This window comes from Vibrio sp. 10N.286.46.A8 (assembly GCF_041470165.1).
Lineage (GTDB): Bacteria > Pseudomonadota > Gammaproteobacteria > Enterobacterales > Vibrionaceae > Vibrio > Vibrio tasmaniensis_A.
The window spans coordinates 1-23,142 of record NZ_JBFRLX010000088.1 but is presented as its reverse complement, the minus strand read 5'-3'; the positions used below and the strand labels follow the sequence as shown (position 1 = coordinate 23,142).

The window sequence follows — 23,142 nt, the reverse complement described above, 5'->3', positions numbered from 1 at the left end:
ATACTTAATTCTTCACATTTGTTAATACTTTTTAATAACTTTGTTTAACTGAAAACAAGTTTGGATGACCTCAAAAAAGTATTGATTAGCAAGGGTTATAACGGGGGATTTGATTGAACCCTACTTTGTGTATGGTCTAAAATTTGTTGTTAGATACTCAAGAACTTTAGCCCCATAGAATGGGTTACTCGAAATTACTAAATACAAAATAGGCAAAATGTATGAGTGATGTTAATAAAATTGAAACTGGCGAAAAACGCTCGTTGGAGTGGAAGTCTTTCCTCTTCATTGCGGTGGTTCTCTTTCCAATATTAAGTGTGGCTTTTGTAGGCGGTTACGGCTTCCTAGTTTGGGCACTGCAAGTGTTTGTATTCGGACCTCCTGGTGCTCACGGCGGCATGTAATGCCCTCTAGTAACAACATTTTTTAAAATCAATATTTAAGAGAGCTAAACATGAAATCATTTTTAGTTAAATTATGGCGCACAATGACTCGCCCTGCAGTACACATCAGTCTTGGTGTACTAACTATGGGTGGCTTTATCGCCGGTGTTATTTTCTGGGGCGGTTTTAACACAGCTCTAGAGCACACAAATACAGAAGAGTTCTGTGTAAGTTGTCACACCATGCGTGACAACGTGTACGTAGAACTACAAGAAACGGTTCACTGGAAAAACACTTCTGGTGTACGTGCTACTTGTCCTGACTGTCACGTTCCACATGAATGGACAGCAAAAATCGCTCGTAAGATGCAAGCATCTAAAGAAGTATTCGCTCAAGTATTTGGTGACCTAGATACACCTGAGAAATTCGAAGCTCGTCGTATCGAACTGGCTAAACACGAATGGGATCGTTTCTCTTCGAACAAATCTCTAGAGTGTAAAAACTGTCACAACTACGATTCAATGGACTTCGAGAACATGCGCCCAACAGCGCGTATCCAGATGAAGAATGCAGCAGAACGTGATCAAAGCTGTGTTGACTGTCACAAAGGTATTGCTCACAACCTTCCAATGGATATGGCATCAGCAAGCGGTATTGTTGGCGAGCTAGAAAATGTAGCAAGCAGCACATCTTACGCAAATGGTTCTGACGTGATCTCTATTCGTCACCTACCAATGTACACGGATGAAACAGCAACAGTTGAAGCGGGTCTACTCAGCCCTGCAAGTAAAGTTGCGGTTATCGACGAAAAAGGCGACATGATCAAGATTCAAATCGATGGTTGGCGTAAAGCGAAAGGCTTCGGACGTGTAATCCAAGAAGACTTCGGTATGAACATCTCAACTGCAATCTTGACCAAAGAAGTATCTCAAAGTGACGTTATCACTGTTGGTGAGAAGAAAGAAGATGAGCTTACTGGCCTTCCATGGGAAGAAGTTAACCTAGCACTTTGGATGAAGAAAGAGTCTATGGTTGATAACTTCGAGCCAATTTGGAACGCAGCGGGTCAAGCGTACCAATCTAACTGTTCAACGTGTCACTCACAGCCAGATGAAGCTCACTTCAGCGCTAACGGTTGGGTAGGAATGTTAGATGGTATGATTGCATTCGTTAACTTCGATACAGATACAGAAGCACTTGTTCTTAAGTATCTACAGAAGCACTCATCAGATTTTTCTGAAGGCCATCACTAATAAGACGTCAATTGGAGTAACACAATGGCAATTACAAGAAGAAGTTTTCTGAAAGGTGTCGCTACTACAAGTGCGGCATCGGTTATCGGTCCAAGCTTATTGGCGTCGGCATCAGCGTCTGCAGCAGAAACAGACGGCGCGTGGAAAGTCTCTGGTTCTCACTGGGGTGCATTCCGAGCTCGCGTTTATGCGGGTAAAGTACAAGAGATTAAACCTCTAGAAATCGATCAACACCCAACTGAGATGTTGAAAGGTATTAAAGGTATTATCTACAGCCCATCACGTGTGCGTTACCCAATGGTTCGCCTAGATTGGTTGAAGAAGCATAAATACAGCGCAGACACGCGTGGTAACAACCGTTTTATTCGTGTGACTTGGGATGAGGCACTAGACCTTGTTTACCGCGAACTAGAGCGCGTACAGAAAGATTACGGTCCATGGGCGCTTCACACAGGTCAAACTGGTTGGAGACAAACGGGTCAGTTCCACAGCTGTACTAACCATATGCAACGTGCAATGGCACTTCACGGTTACTCTGTGAAGAAAATCGGTGACTACTCAACAGGTGCTGGTCAAACGATCATGCCTTACGTGCTAGGTTCTACTGAAGTTTATGCACAAGGTACATCTTGGGAACTTATCCTAGAAAACAGTGACAACATTGTTCTTTGGGGTAACGATCCAGTTAAAAACCTGCAAGTAGGTTGGACATGTGAGACTCACGAGTCATTCGCATACTTAGAACAGCTGAAAGAAAAAGTTGCTAAGAAAGAGATCAACGTTGTTTCTGTTGACCCTGTTAAAAACAAAACAGGCCGTTACCTAGAAAACGAGCAAATGTACATCAACCCACAAACTGATGTGGCGTTCATGCTTGGTGTTGCTCACGTTCTTTACAACGAAGATCTATACGACAAGAAGTTCATCGAAACTTACTGTCTAGGTTTTGAAGACTTTATCAAGTACGTTCAAGGTGAAACGAAAGATAAAGTTGAGAAGACACCTGAGTGGGCTTCGGCTATCTGTGGTGCAAGCGCGGACTCTATCCGTGAATTCGCTAAGATGCTGGTTAACGGTCGTACGCAGATTCTTGTCGGTTGGAGTATCCAACGTCAACAACACGGTGAGCAGCCTTACTGGATGTGTGCCGTTATCGCAGCAATGGTTGGCCAAATCGGTCTACCTGGCGGTGGTATCTCTTACGGTCACCATTACTCTGGTATCGGTGTTTCTTCAACTGGCTTCGCAGCTCCGGGTTCATTCCCGTTGAACATCGACCAAGGTCAATCGCCTAAGCACACTAACACTGATTACAACGGTTACAGCCGTGTAATCCCTGTTGCTCGTTGGGTAGATAGCTTGCTAGAGCCAGGTAAGAAGATCAAAGCGAACGGTTCAACGGTTACACTACCGGATATCAAGATGATGGTATTCAGTGGTAATAACCCGTGGCACCACCACCAAGATCGCAACAAGATGCGTAAAGCATTCAAGAGCCTACAAACTGTAGTGGCTGTTGATTTCGCTTGGACTGCAACTTGTCGTCACTCTGATATCGTGCTTCCTGCATGTACTCAGTGGGAACGTAACGATATTGATGGTTACGGCGCGTACTCTGGTCGTGGTTTGATCGCGATGCACAAACTAGTCGATCCTCTGTTCCAGTCTAAAACTGACTTCGAGATTATGTCTAGCCTAACTAAGCGTTGGGGTCGTTACGACGATTATACGCGTGGTATGGACGAAATGCAGTGGGTTAAATCTCTGTATGACGAATGTCGTGCATCAAACGAAGGCAGCTTCGAAATGCCTGAGTTTGCTGAGTTCTGGGAGAAAGGTTTCCTAGACTTCGGTAAAGGTAAGCCATGGACTCGTCACGCTTCATTCCGTGAAGATCCAGAGATCAACGCACTAGGTACGCCTTCTGGTTTCATCGAAATCACAAGCCGTACTGTTGGCAACATGGGTTACGAGCACTGTCAAGAACACCCAATGTGGTTTGAGAAATCTGAACGTTCACACGGTGGTCCAGGCTCTGACAAACATCCGTACTGGCTACAATCTTGTCACCCAGACAAGCGTCTTCACTCTCAGATGTGTGAATCTGAAGAGTGGCGTGCGACTTACGCGGTACAAGGCCGTGAGCCAATCTACATCAACCCAATCGATGCTAAGAAGAAAGGCATCAAAGATGGCGACGTAGTACGTGTGTTCAATGACCGTGGTCAACTACTAGCAGGTGCTGTTCTAATGGATAGCTACGCACCTGGTGTTGTTCGTATCGAAGAAGGCGCTTGGTACGGCCCGATCAACGAGAAAGTGGGGGCGCTAGATACATACGGCGATCCAAACACACTAACTCAAGACATCGGTACGTCTGAACTTGCTCAAGCAACGTCAGCAAACACATGTTTGGTTAACTTCGAGAAGTTCCAAGGCAAACTGCCTCCAGTAACTTCATTCGGTGGTCCAATCGAAGTTTCTTAAGTCTTGTACTTAAGAACCAAGATTAAAGCTTGAATTAAAGCCCCTGTAAGCACTCTTACAGGGGCTTTTTGTTTTTCTAACCTGTGTGTGGGATTTGTAATTAAGTATTGTCATAGCGCCAACAGGGGGCGTTTTTGAGACGGGCTATAACGACGTGCCGTTTGAGATAGGCTGTAGAACAATGAACAATGAACTATGAACTATGAACAATGAAGCAGGAAGGGAGTGTAAAAAGAATCTGTTGTAAGGACTTAGGCAGACGGAAACAAAAAGGCCGATACAAAGTATCGACCTAATAGAGACCTATGGAATTGAATCAGCTTGAGTTAAATTTCGAACATAAACCAATAACCGTATGCACAGATTAATGCGGGTATGCCTGAATATAATGTGGCTACAAGAGCCGCTTTCGGTGCCATTGCGATAGCAGGGAATAAAGCATCACCATCATTTGAAATTGCGTTACCGACCTGAGCTGAAAGTGGCAGTGCACCTGAAAGGTAAAGGCTAGTGACCAACAATTGCGGACCACACCCCGGCAGTAAACCCATCAACACACCCGCCAGGGGGAGCATCATACCCCAGCTTGAGAATAGCGTCGCAAAATCGACATTTGCAAGCACAGAGCCAAACTCGAAGAAAAGAAAAGCGACCACCACCCATGCAGTGACAAAGTTTGTATCTTGAGCTGTTTTTTGTAGTGGGTGAGAACCTATACATTTTTCATCTTCACTTACGGCCGATTTGTAATCCTCAATTTCACGAGTAAGCCCCCACAAAAACATCGAGCTGATCAGTAAAATCGTTCCCGTCCATTCCATAGACATGTCAGGCAGTGTGAGCAACTGGTTTACATCGATTTGAAAAGAGCCAAGCAGGGCAACAGCGGCTCCCGGAATAATAAGCACAGACCATAGGTAACCCTGAAGGTTTATCGCTTTTTTAGAGACAGGGCTTTGATCTTGAGGTTGTGAGGCACAGCTGTTTTCCGCTTCATTTCTCTCTGCCTGTTTCGGGCGTAAAAAGTCGTCTGCGTGAAACAAGTTTATGATTCGTCCTGAGGCGGTGCCCACGATTACACCCATCGCCATCATGGCTAAACCTGTTTTGGGTTCGCTAGCAATTAACAGGAAGGCCGCGTCACCCATGGTTGAGACGAGTACAGCCACAACCGCACCAAATCCGAGTTTGCCTGAAATAAATTGTGTGGTGACCACAATTGCTCCCCCACAGCCTGGCAATGCCCCCATTAGCGCGGCGAATACAACTTGGTTTGAACGAGATTGATGGACGAGCTTATTGAAGACGTTATCTTTGTTGATGTATAGACTTAAACAGTGGTAAATCGCTAGGGTTAGCGCAACGTAACATGACACTGCCCAGAAGGCGTCAGACAAGGTAGTGACCGTTAATTCTCGCGTAGCAGGAGCTGCAACTAATGCCGCAAGTGAAATAGGTAAAAGCAGGCGCTTAAAAGACAGTGAAAACTGAGTTGTTTTCGCAGCGCTGCTGCTTGGCAAAAAAGAGATTAGTCGATCCATAAGTGTCACTCAAAATTTGTATATTAAGATAATCATATACGAATGATAATAATTATCAATTGCATTCGTTGTTTTTTTATCTTTTGTTACCATTGGCCAAACCCACGAAACATGACCAATCTAAAAAAATGAGGTAAAGTATGCCTAATAAAGAGAGACTCTAAAGGTAGAGTCATAATTGTTAGTGTAATAGGAAGAAACATGATTTTAGTTGTTGGTCACAAAAACCCTGATAGTGACAGTATTTGTAGTGCGTTAGTTGCAACTGAGCTTCTTAAAGCTCGTGGCGAGGAAGCGACACCAATTCGCCAAGGCGAGATCAACCGCGAAACTCAACACATTCTAGAAGTCGCTGGTGCTGAAAAGCCAGAACTTCGTACTTCTGTTGCTGGTGAGAAAATCTGGCTAGTAGACTACTCAGATCTTGCACAAGCACCAGACGATGTAGCTGATGCTGAGATCGTAGGTATTGTCGATCACCACCGTCTAGGTGACGTGATGACAGTTAACCCTATGGAAGCTTGGATCTGGCCTGTTGGCTGTACAAATACAGTACTTTTCAACATGTTTAAGATTGAAGGTCACGCTATCTCTCAACAAATCGCTAAACTGATGATGTCTGCAATTCTTTCAGACACAGTTGGTTTTGCTTCTCCAACATGTACTCAAAAAGACAAAGACGCGGTTGCTGAGCTTGCTGAAATCGCTGGCGTAACAGACGTTGATGCATTTATCAAAGCGCTTCTAATTGCTAAGACAAACATCGAAGGCCTATCTGCTGCACAGTTAGTAGAAAAAGACCTTAAAGGCTACCCATTCAACGGTCGTGATGTTGTCGTTGGTCAAGTTGAGCTTGCGACTCTTGAGCAAGTAGACGGCATGATCGAAGCTCTAGAAGCTGATCTTGAAGCGCGTTGTGAGAAAGATGGTCTAGCGTTCGCGGCAGTAATGCTGACAGATATCACTACAGCTCAAACTCGTCTTCTATACAAAGGTGAGTGGGCTGATAAGCTGGTTAAATTCGAGAAAGACGGTGTATTGATGATGGAAAATACATTGAGCCGTAAGAAGCAAGGTTGGCCTTGGCTTCAAGGCGAGCTTGTTTAACCAAGTCGCTTAATTATAAACGCCTGCTAATTTAGCAGGCGTTTTTCTTTGAAGTAGGCTTTCTTCTTCATCGATAGTGTTTGAAGTTAAAAACACTCGGCATAAAATAGCTTTAAGAACATAGTTACTGACTAAAGTAGGAAATTGAGATGACTACACAGCTAGACGATAAAAAAATCGCTGAAATCAATAAGTATACGGGTGAGCAACGCCTGAAGTACTGTGTGAAAGAAATCGTAGCGAACCGTGAAGTATGGATCTTAACCGATGAACACGGTTGTGTAATGCTGAACACAGAAGATGAAGACTGTGTTCCTGTATGGCCAAATCAAGAGTTTGCGGAGTCTTGGGCGACGGGTGATTGGTCTGAGTGTAAAGCTGAGTCTATTTCACTAAACAAATGGCATAGCCGTTGGACTAACGGTCTAGAAGACGACGAGCTTGCCGTTGTTGTGTTCCCGAACGAACAGGAAGAAGGTGTTATCTTGTTCCCGGATGAGTTCGACTTCGAGCTGAAGAAGCAGGCTGCTAAGCGCTAATTCTCTCGTCAAATTGTAAGCCAGCGTTGCCTTTGAGGCGGCGCTATATTCCTACTGCTCCTGTCTAAGCTATTTTCAACGCATTTTCGTCAGTACCCAATCAATTGATACAAGGGTGCTTGTTGAGCGGCTTCTGAAGCTTGCTGAAGTACACCTGTTTTGCTGTATCTTTTCAGTATTTTTCGCACAACTGGTTTTGCCTGTTCTTTTGTCATTCCCACTTTCAATTGAGGTTCATACAGTAGCTTTAGCAGCACTACATCTAAGGGGGATAACAAGTCTTCTGGCGTGTGATCATTGAAAATAGAAGGGTAGGCTTTATCTGAGTCATTGGGTAACCCAAGTACCTGTGTGATCTCTTCAACAATACATGCGACCAGCTTTCCTCTTGCTCTCGCTTGATCTACTGGGATCACAATTCCTGCATATACAATCTCCCCTTTGGAATTAGTTCGATAACCTGCAGTACAGATAGCGCTGTTTAGATGCTGTGTCGATTTCAGTTTGAGTACAGTTTTGGCTTCAGCTATCCACTGACTCTGCCTTGTGTATATCCATTTAACGTTTGCATCCGATTCTCGTGTGACGATTTTAATCGGATGTTGGGTGACTTGCGATAGGTGCTGGACGTGCAATTCGGTGAGTTCTTGATGAAGCTCTTCGTCGCCGACTCGGTGATCGATCCATATCTTAATAGGTTGTTTCCATTTAGCGAGGAGCTTGTCGCCTTGTGAATATTCGTGTTGAAGTGCGACGTGATAAAAGGCAGTTTCGACGAAGGTTCTATCTAGCCATGTGAGTGGTGTGCTTGCTGCATTAAAGGACAGCAGCGCCAACAAGAGGGAAAGCATTGAAGCTCTTGGTAACATATCTTTCCCCTTTGCGGAATATAGCGCGATCACCGATTAATGGCTTGGTGCTTTATAGAAGTGGCTCTCAACTAACCTTTGTGTGATTTGGTGAGTTGGGTTAGTCAGTACTTCATGTGTTTCGCCACTTTCAACCACATTGCCTTCGTGCATGACGATGATCTTATCTGTGATGTGTTTAACAATGCCGATGTGTTGAGAAACATAAACGAACGATACGCCCATCTCTTCTTGAAGTTCTAGGAACAGATTGATGATTTGCGAACGCATCGCCATATCCAAACCATTCAACGCTTCATCAGCAACAATGATGGAAGGCTGAAGTATCAAAGCGCGAGCCAAACAAACCCTCTGCTTCTGGCCTGCAGCAAGCATCTGAGGATAGAAGTAAGCATGTTCTGGTAGAAGCCCAACACGTAATAATGTGTCCTTTACGCGGCGCATGCGGGCTTCTGGTGGCATGTTGGTATTTCGCTTCAATGGTCCTTCAAGGATTCGACCAATCTGGATGCGTGGGTTTAGCGAGGTGTTCGGATCTTGGAAGATCATTCGAATCAGTTTGCAGCGAGTTGAGTAGTCTTTGTGCTCTAGCTTTTCACCGTTCACTCGGATCTCACCTGCTGTTGGTTCCACCATACCCGCTAGCATTCTTGCTAATGTCGATTTCCCCGACCCATTCTGACCGATAAAACCAATAGTCTGTCCCGCTTCAAGGGAAAAGCTGACTGGCTTCACTGCCTGATGAATCTTTTTACGGAAAAGACCAGAGCGAGTCGTAAAGTCTTTAGATAAATCACTGACCTCTAATAATGCACTCATGATTTCTTTTTCTTCTCCATATTCAGAGGGAAATGACAGTTAAATTTGTGGGTCTTTATACGCTTAGTATGCGGGATCTCGACACACTGTCTTTGCGCGTATGGACAACGTGGTCCAAGTCGACAACCAATCGGGAGGTGCTGCAGCGGCGGAATTGACCCTGGTAAAGATTGCAGTTTTTCTTTATGGGGAATCCAGTCGTTAAAATCGGGCATCGCTTTTAGCAGTGCAACGGTGTAAGGATGCTTTGGTACATCCAACAGTTTTGTCGTATCTGCAGACTCAACGGACTGACCGCAGTACATCACGGTTATTCGTGTCGCCCATTGAGTGATAGTCGTTAAATCGTGCCCAATGAGGAGAATTGTCGTGTTATGAAGTTGATTCATTCGGCTCAATAAGCGCAATATTTGAGACTGAGTAATCGGGTCTAAATCGTTGGTTGGCTCATCGGCAATTAGCACTTTTGGCTTGGCAGCGATCGCCATGGCGATCATGACTTTTTGACACTCACCATCGGTCAACTCATAAGAATAACTGTCCATTAGGTGAGAGTGATTTTTGATCCCCACTTTATGCAGTAATGCTATTGCTTGCTTTTTCCGCCACTTAAACCGTTGCCACCATCGACCTTCAAATGAACGCGAAGGAATCGCCTCTATTAGCTGGCGTCCCACTTTTTCGGAAGGGTCAAGACATGTCGATGGTTCTTGGAAGATCATCGCGATATCGCGAGCGATCACACGGCGTCGTTCTTTGGGCGTTAGTTGTAGCAGGTCGATATTGCCAAGGCGCATTCGGTCGGCAGACACTTTCCAGTTTTCTTTGCAAACACCAACGATCGCTTTTGCAACCAAGCTCTTACCAGAACCTGATTCACCTACTAAGCCACGAATTTCTCCCTCATTGAGGGTAATACTCATTCGATCTACTGCTTTAACCATCCCTTGAGGGGTCTCAATCTCGATGGTTAGATGTCGAATATCAAGTAACGGCATTATTCGATTCCTGCATTTAGCGCTTGGCGAACACCTTCACCGACAAGGTTAATCACGATCACTGTAAACATAATGGCTAAGCCGGGTAGAGTTACTGTCCATGGCGCAAGGTAAATCAGCTCTACAGAATCACCCAAAATTGAGCCCCATTCGGTACTGGGTGCTTGAGCGCCAAGCCCTAAGAAACCCAAGGCCGTGATATCAAGAATGGCGACTGACAATGCCAGTGTAATTTCAAGTGCCACTACAGTAAGAATATTAGGAAGGATTGAATTCCATAACAGGTAGAAGTCATTCGCACCATCAAGGCGAGAAGCCAAAATATAGTCTTTTTCTACTTCTGCATGCACGGCAATGTATACCGAACGAATAAAGCGTGGAATCAATGCCAAACATAAGGCTAGCAAGATATTAAACTCGCCAAAGCCAAGAAATGCCACGAAGATAATCGCGAGTAGCAGCGACGGAATAGACATTACCGTGTCAAGCAGGTGGTTTAGCGTGCTTGATAGCAACCCACGAGTCATACCTGCAAGTACGCCAATCAGACAACCGATGACTGCCGCGATAAAGGTAATCACGACTGCGGCACCAAATGTCAGCTGAGAGCCAATAATCAGACGGGATAGAATATCTCGGCCTAAATCATCAGTGCCTAGAAAATACTCAACTGTTCCAGCCGGATCCCAAGAAGGAGGTGTTAGTAGGTGCCCCGTCTGCTCTTGAGCATCATGTGGTGCTAGCCATGGTGAAGTGATGGTGATCAAAATGATCAAGACCAAACACCATAGTCCAAACATTGCGAGATTATTGCCACGGAAGCTGCGCCAGAAACGCTCGAATTGGGTTGGAATCTGTTCTTCTTGGTAGACGTTATTTGTTAGCATACCATTCCTTCCTTACCAGAGGGTTGACCATCGCGCCCAGTAGATCGGACAGTATATTCGCGGTCAAAACCAAGGTTGCTACCACAATTACACCAGCTTGAATTGAAACGTAATCTTGATTGGATAATGCATCCAGCAACCAGCGGCCAATACCCGGCCAGTTAAAGATAGACTCGGTGATGATAGCGAGCGTTAACATACTGGAGAGTTGAACGCCGACCTTAGGAATAATCGGTGGTATTGCATTTCTTAATACGTGTTGAGTGACGATCTCTCTTGTTGAAAGACCTTTGATTCGTGCGGCACGGATGTAGTTTTGAGCCATCACTTCAGCCACTGACGCTCTCATTAGTCGGATAACCTGGGTTGTTGGAGCGAGCGCCAAAACAAGACAAGGTAACGCCATATGGTCTATTACGCTCTGTAGGGCGTGTGCTCGATAGTTACCTTCGGCAAAGAACGCATCAATCATTGCAAAGCCAGTCACGTGTTCAATTTCGTAAAGTAGATCGTATCGTCCCCCAACAGGGAACATCTCGAAGTGCAGTGAAAACACCATGATCATTAGCAATGCGACCCAAAATATAGGTGCCGAGTAACCTGCCATTGAAGTAAACGATATAGTGGTATCAACAAATTTTCCTTGTCTCATACCGGCAATTGTGCCGAAAGGGATGCCGATAAACAGTGCGAGTAAAAAAGCAAAGAAGCACAATTCTAACGTCGCAGGGAATACCACGACAAGCTCTTCGATGATAGGAACACCGTGTTTGCTCAGGCCGAAATTCAGCGTCGATAATTCGGTGACATAGCTAAGCCAGCCGGGCCAAAAATCTTGAATTGCCCAAGGTGAGGTTTGGTCTAATCGAAGTAGAGCAAAGCCCACTAAAGTCAGAATTCCAAGTGTAATAATGAATAAGTTTACACGTCTTAATGTATACCAAAACATCAGTTCACCTCCCTTCTGACTTGATCAAAAGGTTGAGCATTAAAAGGACTGCGTTTAAAACCTGTTAGCGAACGATCGTGCACACGGAATTGCACGCCATGAGCGAGAGGTATCACAGGAACTTCTTCATTAAGAATGTTTTGGGCTTGTCGATACAAGTTCACGCGATGCCTTTGTTGATTAATCTCTAATGCCAAGTCGAGAAGGAAATCAAAGTCTGAGTTGCACCACATAGAGACGTTTAATCCCGCGCGTTCCGAACTACATGATAGAAGTGGACGCAAGAAGTTGTCTGGGTCGCCCGTACTGCCAATCCAACCTGTGAGTAACAAATCTGTTGAGGAAATTGAAGACAGCTGTGTTCGGTCAAATCGGTCGTCGGTATAGAGTTTCAATTCAATACCAATATCAGCCAAGTTTGCTTGGATCAGTTCTGCCGTTTTTCTTGGACTTGGATTGTATGCGCGTGGCTCTAGTGGCACCCACATTGAAAGCTCTAACCCTGGTTCTACACCGGCCTCTCTAAGAAGTGCGATCGCATAGTTTCGATCATAGCGAACTTGAACGCTGTCTTTTTGATAAGCCCAAGAAGTAGGGGGAAGTAACGTGTAGGCTTTTGTACCTGTACCGTAGTACACAGAATCAAGAATGTTCTGACGGTTAATAGCCAAGTTCAATGCTTTACGTACTCGTGAGTCACGCAATGCCGGGTGTTCTGTGTTTAGCGCGATGAAAGAGACGTTTACTGCAGGTGTGGCAGAAATCTTCAACTCTTCATGAGCTTGAATAATAGGGATCTGGCTAGAAATTGGTGAGTTCAACACGTCACACTCACTGCGGAGAAGCTTGGCAAGTGTGCCTGTACCGCGTTGTGAAGTATCAAATACAACTTGGTCCATTTGTACTTCACCCTTCCAGTAATGCTTGTTCTTTTTCAAGCGTACAAGATCATTAATTTGATATTCATCCAAGTAGAAAGGGCCTGTGCCTACAGGCTTGGAGTCTATTTCATTTTTTTCATCTGTGGTAATCAGCTTGTTGGCATACTCTTTGGAGTGGATAACCGCATAACTGGTGGCGATATTGTTAAGAAATGAATTATCTGGGCGACTTAACTGGAACTTCACCGTTAGGTCATCCACCGCCGTGATTTCAACAATCAGGTTTTGAAAGTCGATGCCAGCGAACCATGGATATAAACCGCCACCCACATAATGGAATGGGTTTGAACTATCAATAATTCGTTCAAAACTAAAGACCACATCCTGTGCATTCATGGTGCGGGTTGGGGCAAACCAATCTGTGGTTTGAAACGCAACATTTGGGCGCAGTTTGAAAGTGTACTCTGTACCTGATTTATCGACAGACCAGCTTGTTGCCAAGTTCTGTTTTGGTCGGTAAGTCATAGGATCAAGAGTGAGCAGGGTATCGAAAATTTGAGGGCTCAGCGATTCTGAGGTAATGCCACTATCAACCAATTGTGGATTGAAGGTACTAGGATTACCTTGGCCGCAATAAATGAAGCCTTTTTCACGGATTTGCTCGTGAGTGACACTTTCACCACATCCAGCTAAAAAGCCAAGCGTGCAGATGCTAAGTGATAGTCTTATTAGTGCTTTCATAAAAAGAAATACTTTTCGAAACGAGGCGTTAGAGGAGCCTCAAGATCCCGACAATTTAACATTTTATTTATTCGGCTCCAAATAATAATCAAGTGTGGACAGCTATTTATCGTTAGCTTGCCCTACAATCGCGTACTTCCTCACCATTCCACGTAATTGGTTATAGGTTAACCCAAGTAATTCTGCTGCTTGCTTCTGGTTATACTTGCTCTGTTTTAGTGCTTGATTGAGTAATTTAATGTCTTGCTGTTCTTGCCATGCTTTGTAATCAAGCGGCAAAGAAAATGAGTGCTCTAATGGAGTATGGCTGTTGGACAGATCATTGCCAGTTTCGTGCGTGGAATCTTGATCTATTTGCCATGTTGGTTTAAATGGGTTAAACACCAAAGATTCAATAGGATATGGATCTTTACCGTGCTGGTAGATAGCTCGTTCAACGACGTTTTTGAGTTCTCTCACATTTCCCGGCCAAGAATAATCCAATAGTGCCTCAACAGCAGATGGAGCAAAACCGACAAACAGCTCCAATTCTAACTCTCGACACATCTTAATGGCGTAGTATTCTGCTAGCAGCGTGATGTCTTCTTTTCGTTCGCGAAGAGGTGGGATAGTAATGACATCAAACGCCAGTCTATCTAATAAATCGGGTCTGAATTCGCCTTTTAACGCCATGTCTGGTAAGTCAGCATTGGTCGCACACACCAGTCTTACATTGGCACTCAGCGCCTTTTGTCCGCCGACACGCTCATATTGCCCGTATTCAATAACACGCAATAGCTTCTCTTGAACGGCAAGGGGGGTGGTCGCTAGTTCATCTAAGAACAGAGTTCCACCTTCAGCCCTTTCAAAACGACCTTGATGACGACCTTTTGAACCGGTAAAAGAACCTGATTCATGACCAAATAACTCTGAATCAATCAACCCTTCGCTAAGGGTTGAGCAGTTCAGTGAGATCAATGGCTGGTCCCAGCGCCTTGAAAGGTAATGCAGCCTTTGAGCGATTAACTCTTTACCTGTACCACGCTCCCCGATGATCAGAATCGGTCTTTCGATTGGTGCGAGTTGAGACACTTTATCCAAAACAGATAGAAAACTAGGGGATTCACCAATGAGATTCTGCTGCATAATGGGTCCTTGTATGGTCTGATTTCCAATGGGCATGATATAGAGAGCTTTATTTACATCACTTGATGTAAATAGCATTAGTCACAAAGCTGTAGTGGTGAAAAATACCAATACTTGGCTAAATTCATCATAGCATGGTTCGGGTTAATCACCATTTTATTGTAAGTATTTGATAAACAATGGCTTAAAAGTTGGCACGCTACTTGGATTACTTATGGTAGGTTTAACAACATACGTAGATTTTTGAGCAAGTGGATTGAGAAATCGAAAACGATTTAAAACCTATTTGCCATTATTGCAATTAAGGAGTTTCTTATGGGTATTTTTTCTCGCTTTGCAGACATTGTAAATTCAAACATCAGTGCACTATTAGATAAGGCTGAAGATCCTGAAAAGATGATTCGCCTCATTATTCAAGAAATGGAAGACACGCTGGTTGAGGTTCGTACTAACTCAGCAAAAGCCATTGCAGACAAGAAAGAGCTAGCACGTAAAGTTGAAGCTATCGAAACTCAGATTCTAGATTGGCAGAATAAAGCGACATTAGCCCTGACTAAACAACGTGAAGATCTGGCTAGAGCGGCACTAATCGAAAAGCAAAAACTTGAAGATATCATCAAGAGTCTTCATACCGAGCAAACCTTGGTTCATGAAACCATCGAAAAACTAACCAGTGAGATCGGTAAGCTTGAAACCAAAATCGCCGAGACTCGTGCAAAACAGCAAGCACTAATGATTCGTAATAATGCAGCAAGCAATCGTCGCGATGTTCAAAAACATCTGCATTCAAGCAAAACCAACGAAGCAATGGCGAAGTTTGAGCAATTCTCACGTAAAGTGGATGAATTAGAAGCTGAAGCTGACGTTTACGCAAAAACCGGTAACGCAAAATCTTTAGACCAAGAGTTTGCAGAGCTACAAGCTCAAGACGAGATTGAAAAAGAGCTGGCGAAACTGAAGCAACAAGTTGAAAACCGCGATAAATAATTTTAGGAGTTGTCTATGTCAACATTTCTAATTGCAGGTCCACTGATTGTCTTTTTGATCTTCGTGGCACCGCTATGGTTATTCTTACACTACCGCAGCAAGAAGAAATCCAGCAATGGTCTTTCAGAAACGGATCTTCAGCGTCTGCATAAGCTTTCTGAGCAAGCTGAGTCGATGCAAGACCGAGTGAAAACGTTAGAAAAAATACTGGATGCGGAGTCACCTAACTGGAGACGAAACTATGAGTAGAGAACTGTATCGCGATCCGATTAACGGTAAATTGTCTGGCGTGTGTGCCGGATTAGCGAACTATTTTGGTCTTGAAGTTTGGTTGGTTCGTATCTTAGTGATCTCAGCCGCACTGCTAGGTGGTAGCTTTTTGGTGTTATTAGCGTATTTAGCTTTGACATTTATGCTTGAAAAACAACCACCTCAATATGTCGATCAGATGAAAGCCAAACAAGAGCACACACTCAAGCAAAAACCCTGGGAAAAAGGGCAAACAGCAGAGTCTTTGTTGGGCACTTTAGAGGGTGATTTCCAGACGTTAGAGACCAGTGTACGCAATATGGAAGCTTATGTGACTTCGGACACTTTTAAAGTCGACCGTGCATTTAAGAACATGTAGTGGTTAAGCCTTAAAAAGATTAGATAACGGTTTAGGAAAATTTATCCCAAGCCGTTATTTTTTTTAATAATTTTGTCTAAATAAATCTTACGATAACTGGTAAGTTACATGTGATTAATCTATGTTAATAAAATATTTATAGATATGGATGATCGCAATGTACAAAGCCTCCCTAGTCCTATTGGTGACCTTATCCGGGTTATCTGGGTGTGGTAAGGAGCTCCCTCCGGTTCCAGAACCCGAATCACGACCAGCCAAACTCTTCACCGTCTCGGTCGGTAACAATGCCTTCGAACGAAATTTTCCTGCGACTACTGAAGCGGGCGATAAAGCCGTATTGGCATTTCGAGTCCCCGGTTTACTAAAAACGATCGATGTCACTGCGGGGCAACAGGTCTCCAAAGGTGATGCATTGGCAACGCTTAATCCTGATGAGTATCAGTTGCTAGAAAAGCAGGCAAGAGCTAACTTCAAACTTGCCGATGTGCAATACCAACGTTCCATCAAGCTACGTAAGGATAGAGTGGTTTCTGAGCAAGATTTTGACCAAGCGAAAGCAAATCATAACTCTGCGAGAGCGGTTTTAAATCAAGCAAAAGCTAATCTTCGCTACACCACACTTGTTGCGCCTTATGAGGGTACTATTTCTATTATTCCTGCTGAAAACCACGAATACATCGCGGCTAAGCAAGGTGTAATGAATATCCAAACGAATCAGATCCTCAAAGTTGTCTTCTTATTGCCTGATCAATTAATTGCACGCTTTTCTGCAGGGTTTGAGACAGACGCAACTATGGTATTCGATGCCTTCCCTGAACATTCTTATGTCCTCACCTTTCAAGAAGTCGATACCGAAGCCGATCCTAAAACCGGTTCATACAAGGTCACTATGGTAATGGAGAGACCGACTGATATAGGCATCCTGCCGGGTATGTCTGGCACGGTTAACCTTGTTTCTTCACAAGCAGCGGCGACAAAAATTCCAACCTCAGCAATGATGACCAATGGAGATGATGTATCAGTATGGCGCGTTAACAACGATGGTATCGTCGAAGAAGTCGCGATAGTCATTGATGAAAAACGTCATATTATTTCGGGTCTTAACGACGGAGATCGCGTTGTGACCTCGGGCGTTAATGGATTAGAAACTGGTGTCAAAGTTCGTGAGTGGATCAAGGAAAGGGGGCTCTAACATGAAGACAGTATCAAAAGCCATCGGCCTATCATGTTTGGCGTTGTTGACAGCCTGTAAAGACAAAGGTGTCACTGAAGTCGAAAAGCTTCCTCTTGTTAAAGCCATTGAAATCTCCGTCTTAGACTTTAACGATAAACTCTATTTTCCAGCAGTGGCTAATGCTGCTGAGAAAGCGCACCTAAGTTTCCGTGTCGCTGGTGAGATTTTTAAACTTGATGTCAAAGAAGGTGAACAAGTTAAAAAGGGTGATGTTCTTGCCGAGTTAGATCCAACAGATTATCAGTTGGACGTTGATAACGCTCAAGCTAGATACACAGTGATTAACAGCCAATACAGACGTTCAAGTCCGTTGGTCAAAAAGGGGTTATTGGCTAAGTCTCAATTCGATGAGATTGCCGCTCAGCGTCAAATCGCTTATGCCGAGTTAGAATTGGCAAAACTGCGTTTGTCATTTACCAAGCTTCGCGCACCGGTTGATGGAATTATCTCTCGTGTCAGTGTTGACCAATACGAAAATATTCAGGTTGGCCAACAGATTGTGAATATTCACAGTGTTGAGGATGTTGAAGTTGTTATCCAATTGCCTGACCAAATCTATGTAAATCAACCAAATGAAGCGACTATCTCGAATATTGAGGCAGTAGTTAGAGTTCCAAGTGGGAATGAATACAGTGCGGGGATAAAAGAGTTTACGACTGAACCCGATCCAAACACAGGTACATTTACTGTCACGCTTGCTTTGCCTATGCCAGAAGATGATTTGATTCTTGACGGTATGGCCGTTGAGGTCACGTCAAATGGGCGTGATATCGGGTTGAAATTAAAAGCCGGCGTACTTATTCCTATTGAGGCTGTGTTCAATGCCGATGGGGATGAGTTAACTCGTCAAAACTCTTACGTGTGGATTCTTAATGGCGACAATACAGTATCTAAACAGCAAGTCGTATTAGGCAAAGCGAATCAGAAAACATTGCAGATAATCAAAGGATTAGAAATGGGGCAGCATGTCGTTGTTGCAGGCGTATCGCGATTGCGAGATGGGATGACAGTGGAAGTATTGTCTCAGGAGACGAACAATGAGTGAAGTCAATAACAAGCCCCAAAGTGACGATCAACAGGGTGATGACCAAATCACTGGAGTGGCGGCTTATTTTATACGAAATAAGGTCATTAGCTGGATGCTATCACTGATCTTTCTTATTGGTGGTGTGTCTGCATTCTTTGGTTTGGGCCGTTTAGAAGATCCAGCCTTTACCATCAAAGATGCCATGGTAGTGACCTCTTATCCGGGAGCGACGCCTCAGCAAGTGGAAGAGGAAGTGACTTACCCATTAGAGAAAGCGATTCAACAGCTTACCTATGTTGATGAAGTTAACTCTATCTCTAGTCGTGGCCTGTCTCAGGTTACGGTAACGATGAAGAATAATTACGGCCCTGATGATCTTCCACAAATTTGGGATGAACTTCGACGTAAAGTGAATGATTTGAAAGGTCAACTTCCACCCGGGGTAAATGACCCTCAAGTCATAGACGATTTTGGTGATGTTTACGGCATTTTGCTTGCCGTAACGGGGGACGGTTACAGTTACAAAGAGTTACTTGATTACATTGATTACCTAAGGAGAGAGCTAGAACTTGTTGATGGGGTCAGTAAAGTCTCGGTATCCGGCCAACAGCAAGAGCAAGTGTTCATTGAGATATCGATGAAACGGATCAGCTCTCTGGGTTTGTCTCCAAATACTGTATTTAACCTTTTATCCACTCAAAATATTGTTTCAAGTGCAGGTGCTGTAAGGATTGGTGACGAGTACATTCGAATCCATCCAACAGGAGAGTTCCAGAATGTTGAACAGCTCGGTGATTTGATTCTTACGGAAGGTGGCGCTCAAGGGCTTATCTATCTAAAAGATGTGGCGAACGTAACTCGTGGTTATGTTGAAGTGCCTACTAACATCATTGGCTATAACGGGAAGCTCGCACTTAACCTTGGTGTTTCTTTTGCACAAGGCGTGAACGTGGTCGCAGTGGGTGAAGCCTTTGACCGAAGGCTCGCCGAGCTGAAATACCAACAGCCCGTAGGTATTGACATATCTGAGGTTTATAACCAACCCAAAGAAGTTGATAAGTCGGTAAGCGGGTTCGTGGTGAGTTTAGGGCAGGCAGTTGCGATCGTAATCGTAGTGTTACTGTTCTTTATGGGGCTACGCTCTGGCCTGTTGATTGGTTTGATACTGCTGTTGACCGTATTCGGTACCTTCATTTTCATGCAGTACTTCAAGATCGACCTTCAACGTATTTCATTGGGCGCGTTGGTTATCGCTCTGGGGATGCTGGTGGATAATGCCATTGTGGTGGTGGAAGGGATATTGATCGGCACGCAGAAGGGGCGAACCCGAATGCAGGCCGCTACAGATATTGTGACCCAAACCAAATGGCCACTGCTTGGTGCAACGGTTATTGCGGTCACCGCTTTTGCCCCAATCGGTTTGTCTGAAGACTCAACGGGCGAATATTGTGGCACCTTGTTCACGGTTCTACTTATCTCCTTGATGCTGAGTTGGTTTACGGCCATCTCACTCACGCCATTCTTTGCCGATATGTTCTTCAAAGGCCAGAAGGTTGATCCAGATAGTGAAGGTAAAGACCCATACAACGGGATGGTTTTTGTTATCTATAAAAACTTCCTTGAGTTCTGTATGAAGCGTGCGTGGCTCACGATGTTCGTTCTGATTATTGGTTTGGGTGCGAGTGTTTACGGCTTTGGTTTTGTAAAACAAGCCTTCTTCCCATCTTCGACTACACCAATGTTCCAAGTGGATGTTTGGATGCCGGAAGGTACCGATATTCGTGCGACCAACACTAAGCTTAAAGTGCTTGAAGGTTGGTTAGCAGAGCAGGACGAAGTTGAGCACATCACGACAACGGCAGGTAAAGGCCTACAACGTTTCATGCTGACTTATGCGCCAGAGAAAAGTTATAGCGCATACGGTGAGATAACGGTTCGTGTGAAGAGTTATGAAGTACTTGAAGGTTTGATGTTACGCTTTCGTGAGCATGTAAACGGCCAGTTCCCTGAAATTAATTACAAACTTAAGCAGATCGAATTAGGTCCTGGTGGCGGTGCTAAAATTGAAGCGCGAATTGTGGGTTCTGATCCAACGGTTTTACGTTCAATCGCAGCTCAAGTTATGGATATCATGCGTGCTGACAATGGATCGTTTAACGTTCGTCACGATTGGCGTGAAAGAACTAAGGTACTGGAACCTCAGTTCAACGAAAGCCAAGCGCGTCGTTATGGTATTACCAAATCTGACGTTGATGATTTCCTAGCGATGTCTTTCTCTGGTAAGTCGATTGGTGTGTATCGTGATGGTACTACGCTGATGCCTATTGTGGCTCGTTTACCTGAAGATGAGCGAATTGATATTCGCAACATCGAAGGTATGAAGATTTGGAGCCCGGCATTAAGTGAATACATCCCACTACAACAAGTAACACTAGGCTACGAATTGGAATGGGAAGATCCACTGATCATCCGTAAGAACCGTAAGCGTATGCTGACGGTAATGGCGGATCCTGACCTACTGGGTGAAGAGACAGCATCAACTTTACAGAAACGCTTACAGCCACAAATAGAAGCGATTGAGATGCCACCGGGTTATTCATTGGAATGGGGTGGTGAATACGAGTCGTCAGCTGACGCTCAAGCGTCACTGTTCACAACTATGCCGTTAGGCTACTTGTTCATGTTCTTAATCACGGTGTTCTTGTTTAATTCGGTGAAAGAGCCTCTGATTGTTTGGTTAACGGTACCACTCGCCTTGATAGGGGTAACGACAGGCTTGCTAGCCTTGAATACACCGTTCGGTTTTATGGCGCTTCTGGGCTTCTTGAGTTTGTCTGGAATGCTTCTGAAGAACGGTATCGTACTGCTTGATCAAATTGAGATTGAGATGAAGTCAGGTAAAGACCCATATATAGCGGTTGTTGATGCGGCATTGAGTCGTGTACGTCCTGTATGTATGGCGGCTATCACAACGATTCTCGGTATGATTCCATTGTTACCGGATATCTTCTTCAAGCCAATGGCGGTAACCATCATGTTTGGTTTAGGCTTCGCCACCGTACTGACGCTAATCGTGGTACCTGTGCTGTATCGTCTATTCCATAAAATTGAAGTCTCGTAAGACGAGTGAGTCTTTGAATTAATGCCCCTGTTTAGGGGCATTATCATTTCTGAGTGATTTAAAATAGGTAGCAATAACATGGAAACAAACACTGAAGGTAGAACGTGTGCATGGGCACTGAAGCACGAACTGGAAAGGGAGTACCACGACGCAGAGTGGGGCGTACCGGTTTATGATGACCAAGTTCTGTTTGAGTTCATTACTTTAGAAGGCGCTCAGGCGGGCCTGAGTTGGATTACGATCCTTAAAAAGCGCGAAGGCTATCGTGCTGCCTTTGATAATTACGATCTAAACAAGTTAGCCGAATTGAATGAAGACAATGTGCCACACGTCATAGAGAACTTTGATGTGGTTAAGCATAAAGGCAAGATTGCCTCTGTGTATAACAACGCTCGAGCAACGCTTGAACTGCAGAAAGAGTTTGGTTCTCTTTCAAACGCCTTATGGCAATTTGTCGATAACAAGGTGATCGAAAACCACTGGATTGAGATGACTCAAGTTCCCGCTTCTACCGAGCAATCCAAAGCGATGAGTAAGTTTTTGAAGAAGAGAGGCTTTAAGTTTGTTGGGGAAACAATCTGTTACGCGTTTATGCAAGCGACAGGTATGGTTAATGACCATTTAGAAGGTTGCCCACATAAATAAAGGTGTTATTTCTCGGCGCGAAATAATTGTGTGGAAATTGAAAAATTCACTGGTCATTTATAAACTTTTCAATATTATATGCGACCAAATTCAAATGTAGACAACGATAGTGAATCAACAAAACTACCAAATATGTGATGCTAACTATGATCCCTTGCTTAGGCAGTTTATGCGTGAGGATGGCCACGTAGAAACTATCGCGCCGCTAGAAGGTAAAGTGTTCCTATTCTTGCTTGAAAATACAGGCGAATGCATTGAGCGAGGCCTGATCTTTGATAGATGTTGGGGGGATGTGATTGTCTCTGAGCAAGCGTTGACCAACGTGATATCTAAGCTTAGAAAAACACTGAACAGAGTGACTTGTGGTTGCGCCACGATTCGTACCGTCAGTAAAATGGGGTATTCTCTGGAGATAGAGGAATCATCTCAACCTCAAAATACAGAGCCTAAAGCGACAGTCCCTGAGGCGGATTTAGTATCAGAGTCTCCTCAAACGATAGGATTATCGCAAGCCGAACTTAACCCATCATCAATAACGACAAATCAAACACAAACCTCAGGCGAGTCACCTGAGAAAAAGCCGCAAGATGAGCAGGCTCATGTTATGCCTGTATCAGTAACACAAAGCGTTGAAGGCGACATGGAAATGCCATTGTCCACAGTTAGCCCGAGAGGTTCAGTCAACGCGGTACCACCTAGCTTTAAGCCTTTTGTACGTCGCCATTTAGCCTGCGTGGGCTACTTTTTGGCCTTTACCTGTGTGTTAATCTCTTTGTTTAATATATTTCAGGCTTACTATCAGCCATTGCCATACTTTGTTGATAAAAGTGAGTATCACGACAGCTTCGTAGATGAAACTAATCACTACTTTTTCCATATTGTTCGCAATGAAGCCTACTCGTTGCCTGCGATCACTGAGAG

The 23,142-nt window shown here is 44.3% G+C and carries 21 protein-coding genes; 13 read left to right on the top strand and 8 right to left on the bottom strand.

The features are described from left to right. The first annotated feature begins 221 nt into the window (after positions 1-221). From torE to torA, 3 genes are read left to right on the top strand one after another with little or no spacing between them, the layout of a single operon-like run. Entirely contained in the window at positions 222-404 is a 183-nt protein-coding gene (torE, locus tag AB4232_RS10315; protein ID WP_008222628.1) for a trimethylamine N-oxide reductase system protein TorE, read from the top strand. Between the two features lie 50 nt (positions 405-454). Then, a complete protein-coding gene (torC, locus tag AB4232_RS10310; protein WP_372087057.1) occupies positions 455-1,636 on the top strand; it encodes a pentaheme c-type cytochrome TorC in 1,182 nt (393 codons plus the stop codon). A 24-nt stretch (positions 1,637-1,660) separates the two neighbouring features. Then, positions 1,661-4,123, top strand: a complete 2,463-nt coding sequence (torA, locus tag AB4232_RS10305; RefSeq protein WP_009848787.1) for a trimethylamine-N-oxide reductase TorA — start codon at positions 1,661-1,663, stop codon at positions 4,121-4,123. A gap of 326 nt (positions 4,124-4,449) precedes the next feature. Here torA and AB4232_RS10300 read toward each other — a convergent pair whose 3' ends face one another. Then, positions 4,450-5,664, bottom strand: a complete 1,215-nt coding sequence (locus AB4232_RS10300) for a putative manganese transporter (RefSeq protein ID WP_372087056.1) — start codon at positions 5,662-5,664, stop codon at positions 4,450-4,452. Positions 5,665-5,865: 201 nt separating this feature from the next. Between AB4232_RS10300 and AB4232_RS10295 the strand changes: the two genes are divergently transcribed. Both AB4232_RS10295 and AB4232_RS10290 read left to right on the top strand, forming a co-directional pair. Further along, positions 5,866-6,771 (top strand): manganese-dependent inorganic pyrophosphatase, encoded by a 906-nt coding sequence (locus AB4232_RS10295; protein ID WP_009848785.1) that lies wholly within the window; start codon positions 5,866-5,868, stop codon positions 6,769-6,771. A gap of 149 nt (positions 6,772-6,920) precedes the next feature. Continuing rightward, entirely contained in the window at positions 6,921-7,310 is a 390-nt protein-coding gene (locus AB4232_RS10290) for a DUF2750 domain-containing protein (RefSeq protein ID WP_004734596.1), read from the top strand. Between the two features lie 89 nt (positions 7,311-7,399). Here AB4232_RS10290 and AB4232_RS10285 read toward each other — a convergent pair whose 3' ends face one another. The 7 genes from AB4232_RS10285 to pspF all read right to left on the bottom strand — a co-directional run bounded on the left by AB4232_RS10285 (position 7,400) and on the right by pspF (position 14,579). Then, the gene (locus tag AB4232_RS10285; protein WP_372063457.1) at positions 7,400-8,179 is read right to left on the bottom strand and encodes a DUF2927 domain-containing protein; all 780 of its coding nucleotides are present in this window, start codon (positions 8,177-8,179) and stop codon (positions 7,400-7,402) included. A gap of 36 nt (positions 8,180-8,215) precedes the next feature. Beyond that, positions 8,216-8,998: an ATP-binding cassette domain-containing protein gene (locus AB4232_RS10280; protein WP_009848782.1), complete on the bottom strand. Its 783-nt coding sequence runs from the start codon at positions 8,996-8,998 to the stop codon at positions 8,216-8,218. After that, positions 8,995-9,996, bottom strand: a complete 1,002-nt coding sequence (locus AB4232_RS10275) for an oligopeptide/dipeptide ABC transporter ATP-binding protein (RefSeq protein WP_009848781.1) — start codon at positions 9,994-9,996, stop codon at positions 8,995-8,997. Before AB4232_RS10275 ends, AB4232_RS10280 begins: the two co-directional genes overlap by 4 nt. Continuing rightward, complete coding sequence (sapC, locus tag AB4232_RS10270) at positions 9,996-10,883, bottom strand: putrescine export ABC transporter permease SapC (protein WP_009848780.1); 888 nt, start codon at positions 10,881-10,883, stop codon at positions 9,996-9,998. Before sapC ends, AB4232_RS10275 begins: the two co-directional genes overlap by 1 nt. After that, the gene (locus AB4232_RS10265; protein ID WP_009848779.1) at positions 10,870-11,832 is read right to left on the bottom strand and encodes an ABC transporter permease subunit; all 963 of its coding nucleotides are present in this window, start codon (positions 11,830-11,832) and stop codon (positions 10,870-10,872) included. Before AB4232_RS10265 ends, sapC begins: the two co-directional genes overlap by 14 nt. Next, a complete protein-coding gene (sapA, locus tag AB4232_RS10260) occupies positions 11,832-13,454 on the bottom strand; it encodes an ABC transporter substrate-binding protein SapA (RefSeq protein ID WP_371695055.1) in 1,623 nt (540 codons plus the stop codon). Before sapA ends, AB4232_RS10265 begins: the two co-directional genes overlap by 1 nt. 102 nt (positions 13,455-13,556) lie before the next feature. Next, positions 13,557-14,579 carry a phage shock protein operon transcriptional activator gene (gene pspF, locus AB4232_RS10255; protein ID WP_012604358.1) on the bottom strand — a complete coding sequence of 341 codons (1,023 nt, stop codon included), beginning with the start codon at positions 14,577-14,579 and terminating at the stop codon, positions 13,557-13,559. Between the two features lie 315 nt (positions 14,580-14,894). Here pspF and pspA point away from each other — a divergent pair, with 315 nt between their 5' ends. The 8 genes from pspA to AB4232_RS10215 all read left to right on the top strand — a co-directional run. Next, positions 14,895-15,566 carry a phage shock protein PspA gene (pspA, locus tag AB4232_RS10250; RefSeq protein WP_010440091.1) on the top strand — a complete coding sequence of 224 codons (672 nt, stop codon included), beginning with the start codon at positions 14,895-14,897 and terminating at the stop codon, positions 15,564-15,566. Positions 15,567-15,581: 15 nt separating this feature from the next. Then, positions 15,582-15,815: an envelope stress response membrane protein PspB gene (gene pspB / locus AB4232_RS10245; RefSeq protein WP_009848775.1), complete on the top strand. Its 234-nt coding sequence runs from the start codon at positions 15,582-15,584 to the stop codon at positions 15,813-15,815. Continuing rightward, complete coding sequence (gene pspC, locus AB4232_RS10240) at positions 15,808-16,194, top strand: envelope stress response membrane protein PspC (protein ID WP_032499058.1); 387 nt, start codon at positions 15,808-15,810, stop codon at positions 16,192-16,194. The genes pspB and pspC overlap by 8 nt, the downstream gene beginning before the upstream one ends. A gap of 157 nt (positions 16,195-16,351) precedes the next feature. After that, entirely contained in the window at positions 16,352-17,386 is a 1,035-nt protein-coding gene (locus AB4232_RS10235) for an efflux RND transporter periplasmic adaptor subunit (protein WP_009848773.1), read from the top strand. A gap of 1 nt (position 17,387) precedes the next feature. Next, positions 17,388-18,473: an efflux RND transporter periplasmic adaptor subunit gene (locus tag AB4232_RS10230; RefSeq protein ID WP_371707827.1), complete on the top strand. Its 1,086-nt coding sequence runs from the start codon at positions 17,388-17,390 to the stop codon at positions 18,471-18,473. Then, positions 18,466-21,576: an efflux RND transporter permease subunit gene (locus AB4232_RS10225; RefSeq protein ID WP_009848771.1), complete on the top strand. Its 3,111-nt coding sequence runs from the start codon at positions 18,466-18,468 to the stop codon at positions 21,574-21,576. The genes AB4232_RS10230 and AB4232_RS10225 overlap by 8 nt, the downstream gene beginning before the upstream one ends. 78 nt (positions 21,577-21,654) lie before the next feature. Beyond that, positions 21,655-22,221 carry a DNA-3-methyladenine glycosylase I gene (locus AB4232_RS10220; protein WP_371709146.1) on the top strand — a complete coding sequence of 189 codons (567 nt, stop codon included), beginning with the start codon at positions 21,655-21,657 and terminating at the stop codon, positions 22,219-22,221. A 109-nt stretch (positions 22,222-22,330) separates the two neighbouring features. Beyond that, positions 22,331-23,142, top strand: an 812-nt coding sequence (locus AB4232_RS10215) for a transcriptional regulator (RefSeq protein ID WP_372087055.1), incomplete at its 3' end; no start/stop codon positions are given.